Source organism: Gordonia sp. QH-12, assembly GCF_001578675.1.
Taxonomy (GTDB): Bacteria; Actinomycetota; Actinomycetes; order Mycobacteriales; family Mycobacteriaceae; genus Gordonia; species Gordonia sihwensis.
In genome coordinates this window covers 34,529-43,525 of the sequence record NZ_KQ969302.1, presented here as the reverse complement: position 1 = coordinate 43,525, position 8,997 = coordinate 34,529, and the positions used below count along the sequence as shown (strand labels likewise).

Sequence of the window (8,997 nt, the reverse complement as noted above, 5' to 3'; positions counted from 1 at the left end):
CGATCAGATCGACAGGTCGCGGCGCAGCTTCGCGACATGGCCGGTCGCGCGCACGTTGTACTGCGCGGCACCGATGGTTCCGTCCTCGTTCACCAGGAAGGTGGAGCGGATGACGCCGTTGACGATCTTCCCGTACAGCTCCTTCTCACCGAAGGCGCCCCACGCGGCGAGGACCTCCTTCTCCGGGTCCGACAGCAGCGGGAACGTGAGCTGATCCCGCTCGACGAACTTGGCCAGCTTCTCCGGCTTGTCGGGCGAGACACCGATGACGTCGATGCCCTCGTCGTTCAGTTCGGCCAGGTTGTCGCGGAAGTCGCAGGCCTGTTTGGTGCATCCGGGCGTCATCGCGGCCGGGTAGAAGTACACGATCACCTTGCGGCCGGCGTAGTCCGAGAGCGAGACCGGCTTGCCCGTCGAGTCGGGAAGAGTGAACGCAGGGGCCTTGTCTCCGACCGAAAGTCGTCCATTGGCAGACATACGGCCAGGCTATCGGATTCGGATCGACGTCTGACTCTGTAGGCTCAGAACCGTTGTGTACTCGCGCAGCGTACAGCCGTCTATACGTCCCGACAGATCACGGAGGATCGCAGTGGCCGACGAAACCGCACGCATCGAGCAGGAGATCACGAAGGCCCGCGAGGAACTCGCCGGCACGCTCGACCAGCTCGTGGAGCGAGCTAATCCGCAGCGGCTGGCCGACGACGCCAAGACCAAGGCCGTCGCCATCGTGAGCCGTCCGCCGGTCAAGTACGGACTCATCGCCGTCGGAGCGCTCGTCGCGGTCGTGGTGGTGCGCAAGATCCTCCGCTGAGCCGCGCGTGCTGCAACCGCGGAAGATGACGCGAAACTGCATCTGACCAGCCGATTTTTAATCTCGGCAACCATGGTGTTAATGTTTTCTCCGCAAGGCCGCAGCGGCGCAGACCGCCACGGCGATGCAGCAAGGCCAAGCGCCATTAGCTCAATTGGCAGAGCAGCTGACTCTTAATCAGCGGGTTCGGGGTTCGAGTCCCTGATGGCGCACCACGGAGCCCCCGTCTGGACCATTCGGTCCGGCGGGGGTTTCTTGTACTCCAAGCACCCATCCCGCAGGGATGCGCGTCAGCATCTCGATTCGGCGGGCGATCGCGACAATGTCGCGGGGCTTCGCACGGTCAGTTTCCCATGCTGCGATTGACCCTGACTTAACTCCGATCGCTTCCGCGAACGCACGCTGGTCCAGGCCTGAGATCGACCGTGCCTTGCGCACCTTGTCTCCGAACGTCCACTCCGGGTAGACGTATGCATCGCCCGCGTCAACAGTCATGCCCAAACTATGGCATACATGCGCAAACTTGCGCAAGCACCGAAGTATGACGATGGATTGCCCGAAGGGGCCTTGACGCTCTAGAAATAAGCATGCTTAACTCTGCCGTATGCAAAGTGAGCATGCTGAAGAAGAAACAGACTGGCTGAGTGTAGGTCAGGCAGCCGCCTTTCTCGGCGTCTCCTCGGACACTATTCGCCGCTGGGAGGGCGCAGGGAAGCTCACTGCGTTCAGGACGCCGACAGGGCACCGACGGTTTGATCGGTCCAAACTCGCCGAGATCCGGTCCGGTGGTGAGGCGTGAACCAGCAGGATCGCGTCAACAGTGCGGCCGAGAGCGCACGTTCGGCCGCCGCCTCGGCGCGGTCTGCAGCCGAGTCAGCAGCTTCGGCCGAGAGTGCCGTACAGGCCGCCCGTCGCGTCTACGCCACGCCGGGCGTCGCGCCCCGCAGGAACGCAATGAAGATCCCGACCCAGCTATCTGGCCTCGAGGTCGATGATGCGGCGTTCCAAGTCGGCCACGGCGTCGACGACGTAGCGGTCGGCCACGCCAACGTACAGATCGAGGGTCCGATTGTCGTCGTCCATGCGAAGTGCTCGGAGCTTGTCCACGAGGGCCTGCGTCGTTGGCAGGTCATCCGGAACTTCTGGCAACTGCGGGTGAGCCATCCCAATTCTCCTTGCGTTGCGCGGGTTGCAGCCCGCTTGCTCGCCGTCGCGATCCTTGCCGCGGCGGTCTGCTTGCAGCGTAAGGCGCGGCACCGGCGGCAATCACCCGCCGTCGGTGCCGTTTCCCCGTCCGGAGGTCAGCAATGACTTTCGGGCTCCTCGCAGTTGCATTCCTCGCGCTGTTCGCGGTCGTCGGCATCTGTATCGCACTCACCCCGCCGCCACGCCCCTGAGCCCCCTGGCCCCGCCGGGGAAGCGGGGCCAGGGCCTTCCTCCCTCCCATCCACTACCTCCCGAGAGGACTTCACCCGCAATGAGCGATGATCTGACCTTCTTCCTCCTCCTGGCCGCCGCATCGATCCTGGCCGGTATTGCGTACGCGCTGACGATGTGGCTGCTGCGTGCGATCGCCGACGACCGGCGCGATGACGGGCCAGCCGACTGGCATCCGATGCTCGTTCACGACGGCGACCTCCGCGAGTCCAAGGAGGTGTTCTGATGGATTGGGCGCTACTGGGGCTCGCGACCGTGATCAATCTCTGCTCGTTCGGGCTGCTCGCGTACTCGCGCCGGATCCGCCGCGAGACGCGATCGATGGAATCGGACGCCGTCAAGGAGCGACTCGTTCAGGAACTGAAGGCGATGCTGCCGTCGGAGCTGCGGAAGATGGCCGCCGACGCGCCGTACGCCGGAGCCATCATCACCGTCGGCCCCGATCCCGACGGCGCCCCGGGGTCGGTCAACTCGCATGTCCTCTGCGATCCGTCGGCCATGGAGCCGCACGAGCTCGCCGAGGCGCTGCGGGACATCTCGCTCAAGCTCGATGGGCAGTTGTCATGAGCAGCGCTGACCGCTACGGCGAAATCGCCGACAACATCCGCGTCGCAACGTCGACCGACTATCGCAACCGCGACGAGCGCGAAGGCCGGCTGCTGCGCGCACTGCGGGCGCACGTCTCCAACGACGGCGTCGACGTTCAGCTCGCCTACTACGACGCCGGTGCCGACAGCTGCGCCATCCGAGTCACCAAACTCGGCGCCGAACCGGGTAGCGACCGCATCATCCTCGAGGAGAGCGATGACCCGGTCGAGATGCTGGACCGGGCGCTCGACCGGATCTCACGCGAGGACTGGTCATGACGCTCGGCAACGTGGACGAGCCCGTCGTTCGCACCTGCCCCGTCTGCTGGCGGCTGATCTACGTTCGCAAGACCGTCTTCACACACCTCGACACCGCGGGTCGACGCTGCCAGATGTCGAACCGGCGCCCGGTCGAGGGTGTGCCTGTGGGCCGCCGTGCTGAGGCGGTATTCGGATGAGCGACTTCCACCGGGTCTTCGTACCGTCGCCGAAGCAGATCACACGGTGCCGCGGCTGCCGTCGTCCGATCTTCTTCGCGATCACACCGGACGATCGGCGGATTCCGATCGACGAGAAGCCCACCAGCGACGGGAACCTCTACCTCGCAGGCGTCAGCAGTCCGACCGCGATCGTCGTCCGTCCAGGTCAGGCGGCGGGTATGCGCGAGGCGGGGATTCCGACCTACCGCGCTCATTTCGCGACGTGTCCCAACGCCGACGACTTCCGCAAGAAGGCGAGGGCACGCCGATGAGTAAAGAGCCGATCAGAGTGGGTGAAAACGGGTTTCGAACGGCCAGAATTATGACCGAGGTGCGCAAGCAGAGGCGCGTCACCTTGCGTCAACTGGCTCTGAAGTTGGAAGCGGCCGGTCACCCAATCCACTATTCCTCGCTGAGTCAGATGGCAACCGGTAGGCGCCGAATCGACGTCGACGACCTGGTCGCACTCGCTGATGTCCTCGACGTCGCGCCATCGGATCTCCTCGAGAGTTCCGACTCGGTCACCACCTGCGTAGCCGACGTGACGACCGTCCGCTACCGCGACTTCTCCCCCAGGCTGCAGGACCCCGCGCCGAAACAGATCGAGGGCGAGGTCCTGCTCGACGACCCGATCTATCTGCGCGTCGAGACGGCCGACGACACCTACCTGATTCCACACGTGAACGTCATCTCGATCCGCACCCACCACGAACCCGAAGAGAGCGAGCAGTGAGCAGATTCCAGGCCCCGATGAAGCGCCGGAACACCGGCAAGGGGCACTACTACGTCGATGCCAACGGCGACCGAATCCCGGGCGTCACGACGATCCTCGGTGACGGCCTGCCGAAGAAGGCCTTGATCAACTGGGCCGCCAACGCCACCGCCGAGTACGCGATCGACCACTGGGACGAGCTAGGCGACATGAAGGCCTCCGAGCGACTCAAGAAGATGCAGGGCGGCCGCTACGGCATCACCGACAAGGCCAAGAAGCGCGGCACCGAGGTCCACGGCTACGCCGAGCGTCTGATCCAGGGGGAGAAGGTCGAGGGGGTGCCTGACCTGCTGAGGGGTCACGTTGAGGCCTACGCGCGATTCCTGGACCAGTTCGACGTCCAGCCCGTCGTCGTCGAGGCCTCGGTCGTCAACTACACGGTCGGCTACGCCGGAACGCTGGACATGATCGCCGACATTCTCGACCCGAGGACACGCGAACACGTCCGGATCCTCGCCGACATCAAGACCAACGAGAAGGGCATCTACGGCGAGACTGCCCTACAGCTCGCCGCCTACCGGTATGCCGAGTTCCTGTCCGAGGGCGACGGCGGCGAAGAGAGGCCGATGATCGAGGTCTCGCATTGCGCCGCCATCCACGTCACCAGTGACTCGGCCGAGCTGATCCCGGTGACGGCCGAGCGTCAGCAGTTCCTCGACTTCCGCTACGCCCGCGAGATCCGCCGCTTCGACGCAGAGTCCCGCGACCTCGTCGGCGCCCCGATGGACCCGCCCCGCGAGACGACGATCGCCTCCATCGAGTGGAAGGCGGCGAAGTGATCAGGCTGAACCGACGCAAGATCGGCGTCGAGCATAACGAGCTGGACATGCTCGCCGACCGGCTGCACGAGGACGGCGAGAAGCGGCTCGCCATGCAGTACAGGAGCCTCGCCGAGCGAGAGCAGGCAACGTACGCAGCCCTGCGCAGTCTCGGTCACCACGTCGTCGAAGAGCTCCACATTCCAGACCCTCCGCCGGGCGATCGCTGGCCAATCGGCGCGGACCTTGCCGACTGGCTTCTCAAGAACGGTTGGCGCCCACCGGAATCGTTCGAAAACCGACTGATGGAGGTCGATGGCAATGACTGAACCAGATGCTGCCACGACGACGCTGACCCTCGACCAGCAGCAGCGCGCCGAAGCGCTCGACCGGGCACGAGGGGTTCTGACGACGCGATCCGGGCTAGTCGGCAGCACCGGCCCCGACGCGATGGACCTCGTCAACGTCGCCACCTACATCGTCACCGGCGACGACCCGTGGCCCCCGACGACCGACGCAACCGCCACCCGTACCACCGAAGGAGACCACCAGTGAGCAATGAGATCGCCCAGTACGGCGGAAACGCGCCGAGCCCCTTCCAGCCCAATCAGACAGTCGTTCGCGCGTCGCAGCAGCCGGATCAGATGGCACGCCTGCGCGAGTGGGCCGAGCTGTACATCCAGATCGGCGAAGCCGCCAAGTACCTCGCCGCAACCGACTTCGTCCCGGCAGGCCTGCAGGGCAAGCCCGAAGCCGTCGCCGCTGCGATGATGAAGGGCTCCGAGTTGGGCATCGATCCACTGGATGCGCTGCAGAACATCCACGTCGTCAAGGGCAAGGTCGGTTTCGCCGCCGAATTCATGCGGCGACGGATCATCGAGGCCGGCCACGAGATCCGGATCAAGGAATCGACCGATACCCGCTGTGTCATCGAGGGGCGTCGCAAGGACTCCGAGGAGTGGCAGCGCGTCACGTTCACCGCGGACAACGCCAAGACCGCGGGCATCGACATCAAGGCCTATCCCGCAGACAAGCTCGTCGCGCGCGCGAGCTCGCGCCTGTGCCGCCGCGTGTTCCCCGACGTCCTCGGCGGATCCCTGATCATCGAGGACGTCATCGACGGCGAGATCATCGCCGACCCGACCTCGACGGAGGATGGCGTGCAGCGCGCCGTCGAGTCCGCTCCGATCCAGCGCAAGACGAGCCCCCGCAAAGCCGCGGCGAAGAAGGCTGCCGCCGCACCGAAGAAGGCGACGGCTGCGCCGGTCAACGATCCCGGCGACCAGCCGCCGCTCCCGGGTGACGACCCGGCGCCAGCAACGACTGCCGCAAGTTCGGCAACGGAATCGGTAACCGAGGTGGGGCAGAACTCGCAGGGCGAGGAGGCGATCACCAAGCCGCAGCTGGCGAAGCTACACGCGATGATGACGAAGTTCGACCTCGGCGACCGCGCCGCAGGCCTGACTTGGCTGTCGGAGAACCTGAAGCGGGAGATCACCACCAGCAAGGACATCTCGAAGGCCGAGGCGCACTCACTCATCGAGCAGTTCGAGCGATGGGAAGCCGAGGACGCGGCGAAGGGGCAGCAGTAATGGCCGCCCGGCAGCCCAAGGATCGGGGCCTCTGATGGGCTACCGAACCCCGCCGTGGCGTCCGGGCCGCGAACTCGTCGGTCCGGTCGTCTACTTCCGCAACCAGTACGCGGTCCCGGTCGATCGCACGCCGCCCCGCGACACCGTCGACGGCGACCGCTGGGCGAAGTGCACCGACCACCACCTCGCGTGCGACTGCCGCGAGGCCGAGCTCGGCGAGCAGCTGCGCGAGCTGCGCTCGGAGCTGGACCTGATCAAGCACAAGCTGACGGCCGCGACCGAGGGGCATCCGACGTTCGTCGAGGAGCGATACGGCAGCCAGCGTCGCCGCGACCTCGAATGCCAGTGCACGGGCTGCTCCGTCACACGAGCCCTCGCACACACCGCGGCAGTCCGCCTCTACGACAACACGATCCAGATCTGAAAGGCCTCTCACGATGACGAAGTACGACGGCAACGACGTCCCGATCGAATACCACCAGCCGCCCGACGACATCCCGAAGGCCAACGCGCCGATCTTCGAGGAGGAGCCGTCGACCGCGAAGGTGAAGATCATCGGCGGCATGAGCGAGCACGCGTTGCAGAACCCGCCGCGGATCGGCGAGAAGCGCATCTACTGGGTTGAGGCGTTCTGCAAGAAGCACGAACTCGATCACGTTGACGGTGAGACGCGCCTGGTGTGCGTGATGGAGCACTCCTCGATCTACGAGAAGGGCAAGGTCCCGATCGTCGACGAGAAGAAGGGCGAGCCAGGTCTGTTCGACGACCACGACGAGATGGAGACCGTCGACAACTCCGTCACCACTCCGGCCGCTGACGAGGAGGACGAACGGGGCGCTGAACTGTCGGCCGTGCCGCCACTCGAGTTCTCGGAGGAATCATGACCGCCACCGAGGAACGGGCCGAGGCCCGCCTGAAGGTACTGCTGACGGTGAACACCGCTCTCGCAGCGATTGCGACTGCCGGGTTCTACTCACTCTTGGTTCTCGCTCACGGACATTCGCTGTTCATGTTGTGGGTCTACATCCTCGTGCTCGTGGCGCTCTCGTGCGCACGAATCGCCTTCGTCCGGGCGCATCTGCCGAAGCGAGAGGCCCACTGATGAGCATCTCGAATACGGCTACCTGCCAGTGCCCGAAGCGCCCGCGGTTCGCGATTCTGCGACCACGTGATTGGCAGTGCCCGACGTGCGGCCAGTCGTGGTTCTCGGTGTGGCACTGGAACGGGCGCACCTGGGGCTGGGAATGGCTCCCGGCAGGAAAGGCGGGGCAGGCATGAGCGAGCACACTTCACACGACGCCGAGTTCTGGGCGGCCCGGCCGCGATCGATCGACACCTACACGGTCAGGGAGTGCGTTGAGACAGAGCGCGGCGACTACCAGATATCGACGACGAACGGCATCGGCTTCATCCGGTCGAAGGCAGACGTCGGCGCACCTCTTGCGCCCGGTGCCGAGTTCGATCTCGAGACGGTGAACATCTCGATCATCACCGGCTTCCGAGTCGATGGTCGGTGGCGATTCCGGCTCACGAACCAGGACTTGGCTCGTGAGGCCCGTGAGCGCACCGAAGCGTTCCGGCGGAAGCAGGTCGAGCAGCTCGAGGCGAACAAGGCGAAGTGGTGGGCGGTTGAGCAGTCCTTACCGGGATGGATTCGCGCGCGCATCAATCGGTTCCGCGAGGCTGCCGGCGAGAAGTTCCTCCTCGAGGGGTGGGGGTACGAACTCGCGATCGCCCAGCTCGCCGTGGCCTATGCCGCCGACGATCACGCCGAGGTCGACCGCCTCGCCCGTGAGCTCGGCACGTCCGGCAATCAGCACGACTTCGCGAAGTCGCTCGCCGCGGCGCACGAGGCCGGGGACGACGAGGCCATCGCGCAGTCGGTTGCCGGGCTGGCTCCGATTACCGGATCGGCGGACTACTCATGACCACCACCGAAGACCTGTACCAGCAGGCGATTGACAAGTACCGGGAAATCCGCGACGAGCATTACGAATGGAGGCCATTAACCGACCCGAGGCACCTGGACGCCGGGGTCCGCGCTGTTGTTGACCTCGTACTACTCGCCACCCGTGACGAGCCGACCGCTGATGGCGAGGCCCTGGCGCAACTGGTCCGCGACGTCCGAGATGGACGGTCACATGTGACGATCGACGGCGTGCTGATCGCGCCGTGTGATGATCGCGGGCTGGTGGAGGCTCGCCACGCGCAGGAGCCGCAGCCGTGGGAGGTGCTGCGGCAGGCCGCGCAGGTCGGCTATGACTTTGTAGGTCCGAGGCCCTGGCACGAGGCCGCGACCAGTCTCGCTGACCGACTCGAAGCCGAGCACCGTGCTGAGCAGGAGAAGAAGGCTGCTGCGGAGGCTGAGCGGGAGAAGCTAATCAAGGAGGCCGCTCGCACTATGGCGGCTGAGCACAACCCTGACACCGAGTGGGATGTTCTTACTGAGCGCACGAAGGAATCGTTTATCGCCTCTGCTCGCGCCCTCTGGGACGCCAATTTCCTGTCTGCGCCGGAGTCGGACGGCGGTGCAGCAGCATGATTACGCTCGACGTGCATCT

At 65.3% G+C, this 8,997-nt stretch carries 18 protein-coding genes and 1 tRNA gene; 18 read left to right on the top strand and 1 reads right to left on the bottom strand.

What is annotated here, in order from left to right:
• Window positions 1–3 precede the first annotated feature (3 nt).
• The gene (gene bcp / locus Y710_RS16255; protein ID WP_062367942.1) at window positions 4–477 is read right to left on the bottom strand and encodes a thioredoxin-dependent thiol peroxidase; all 474 of its coding nucleotides are present in this window, start codon (window positions 475–477) and stop codon (window positions 4–6) included.
• A gap of 112 nt (window positions 478–589) precedes the next feature.
• Here bcp and Y710_RS16250 point away from each other — a divergent pair, with 112 nt between their 5' ends.
• The 18 genes from Y710_RS16250 to Y710_RS16170 all read left to right on the top strand — a co-directional run bounded on the left by Y710_RS16250 (window position 590) and on the right by Y710_RS16170 (window position 8,978).
• On the top strand, window positions 590–811 hold the full coding sequence (locus Y710_RS16250) for a DUF3618 domain-containing protein (RefSeq protein ID WP_006896542.1): 222 nt from the start codon (window positions 590–592) through the stop codon (window positions 809–811).
• A 139-nt stretch (window positions 812–950) separates the two neighbouring features.
• Window positions 951–1,026, top strand: a tRNA-Lys gene (locus tag Y710_RS16245).
• Window positions 1,027–1,606: 580 nt separating this feature from the next.
• Window positions 1,607–2,122 (top strand): hypothetical protein, encoded by a 516-nt coding sequence (locus Y710_RS18805; RefSeq protein ID WP_156479468.1) that lies wholly within the window; start codon window positions 1,607–1,609, stop codon window positions 2,120–2,122.
• A 166-nt stretch (window positions 2,123–2,288) separates the two neighbouring features.
• Complete coding sequence (locus Y710_RS16240) at window positions 2,289–2,474, top strand: hypothetical protein (RefSeq protein WP_062367941.1); 186 nt, start codon at window positions 2,289–2,291, stop codon at window positions 2,472–2,474.
• Window positions 2,474–2,815, top strand: a complete 342-nt coding sequence (locus Y710_RS16235; protein ID WP_062367940.1) for a hypothetical protein — start codon at window positions 2,474–2,476, stop codon at window positions 2,813–2,815. Before Y710_RS16240 ends, Y710_RS16235 begins: the two co-directional genes overlap by 1 nt.
• A complete protein-coding gene (locus Y710_RS16230; RefSeq protein ID WP_062367939.1) occupies window positions 2,812–3,114 on the top strand; it encodes a hypothetical protein in 303 nt (100 codons plus the stop codon). Before Y710_RS16235 ends, Y710_RS16230 begins: the two co-directional genes overlap by 4 nt.
• Window positions 3,111–3,293, top strand: coding sequence for a hypothetical protein (locus Y710_RS16225; protein ID WP_062367938.1), 183 nt, complete (start codon window positions 3,111–3,113; stop codon window positions 3,291–3,293). The genes Y710_RS16230 and Y710_RS16225 overlap by 4 nt, the downstream gene beginning before the upstream one ends.
• The gene (locus Y710_RS16220) at window positions 3,290–3,586 is read left to right on the top strand and encodes a hypothetical protein (RefSeq protein ID WP_062367937.1); all 297 of its coding nucleotides are present in this window, start codon (window positions 3,290–3,292) and stop codon (window positions 3,584–3,586) included. The genes Y710_RS16225 and Y710_RS16220 overlap by 4 nt, the downstream gene beginning before the upstream one ends.
• On the top strand, window positions 3,583–4,047 hold the full coding sequence (locus Y710_RS16215) for a helix-turn-helix domain-containing protein (protein ID WP_082781346.1): 465 nt from the start codon (window positions 3,583–3,585) through the stop codon (window positions 4,045–4,047). Before Y710_RS16220 ends, Y710_RS16215 begins: the two co-directional genes overlap by 4 nt.
• Window positions 4,044–4,865, top strand: a complete 822-nt coding sequence (locus tag Y710_RS16210; RefSeq protein WP_156479467.1) for a hypothetical protein — start codon at window positions 4,044–4,046, stop codon at window positions 4,863–4,865. Before Y710_RS16215 ends, Y710_RS16210 begins: the two co-directional genes overlap by 4 nt.
• The gene (locus Y710_RS16205; RefSeq protein ID WP_062367935.1) at window positions 4,862–5,173 is read left to right on the top strand and encodes a hypothetical protein; all 312 of its coding nucleotides are present in this window, start codon (window positions 4,862–4,864) and stop codon (window positions 5,171–5,173) included. Before Y710_RS16210 ends, Y710_RS16205 begins: the two co-directional genes overlap by 4 nt.
• Complete coding sequence (locus Y710_RS16200; RefSeq protein WP_062367934.1) at window positions 5,166–5,399, top strand: hypothetical protein; 234 nt, start codon at window positions 5,166–5,168, stop codon at window positions 5,397–5,399. Before Y710_RS16205 ends, Y710_RS16200 begins: the two co-directional genes overlap by 8 nt.
• Window positions 5,396–6,436, top strand: coding sequence for a hypothetical protein (locus Y710_RS16195; protein ID WP_231875770.1), 1,041 nt, complete (start codon window positions 5,396–5,398; stop codon window positions 6,434–6,436). The genes Y710_RS16200 and Y710_RS16195 overlap by 4 nt, the downstream gene beginning before the upstream one ends.
• A 34-nt stretch (window positions 6,437–6,470) precedes the next feature.
• Window positions 6,471–6,860: a hypothetical protein gene (locus tag Y710_RS16190; RefSeq protein WP_062367933.1), complete on the top strand. Its 390-nt coding sequence runs from the start codon at window positions 6,471–6,473 to the stop codon at window positions 6,858–6,860.
• Between the two features lie 13 nt (window positions 6,861–6,873).
• A complete protein-coding gene (locus Y710_RS16185; protein ID WP_062367932.1) occupies window positions 6,874–7,320 on the top strand; it encodes a hypothetical protein in 447 nt (148 codons plus the stop codon).
• On the top strand, window positions 7,317–7,538 hold the full coding sequence (locus Y710_RS16180) for a hypothetical protein (RefSeq protein WP_062367931.1): 222 nt from the start codon (window positions 7,317–7,319) through the stop codon (window positions 7,536–7,538). Before Y710_RS16185 ends, Y710_RS16180 begins: the two co-directional genes overlap by 4 nt.
• A 172-nt stretch (window positions 7,539–7,710) precedes the next feature.
• Entirely contained in the window at window positions 7,711–8,364 is a 654-nt protein-coding gene (locus Y710_RS16175) for a hypothetical protein (protein ID WP_062367930.1), read from the top strand.
• Window positions 8,361–8,978 (top strand): hypothetical protein, encoded by a 618-nt coding sequence (locus Y710_RS16170; protein ID WP_062367929.1) that lies wholly within the window; start codon window positions 8,361–8,363, stop codon window positions 8,976–8,978. The genes Y710_RS16175 and Y710_RS16170 overlap by 4 nt, the downstream gene beginning before the upstream one ends.
• Window positions 8,979–8,997: the final 19 nt, after the last annotated feature.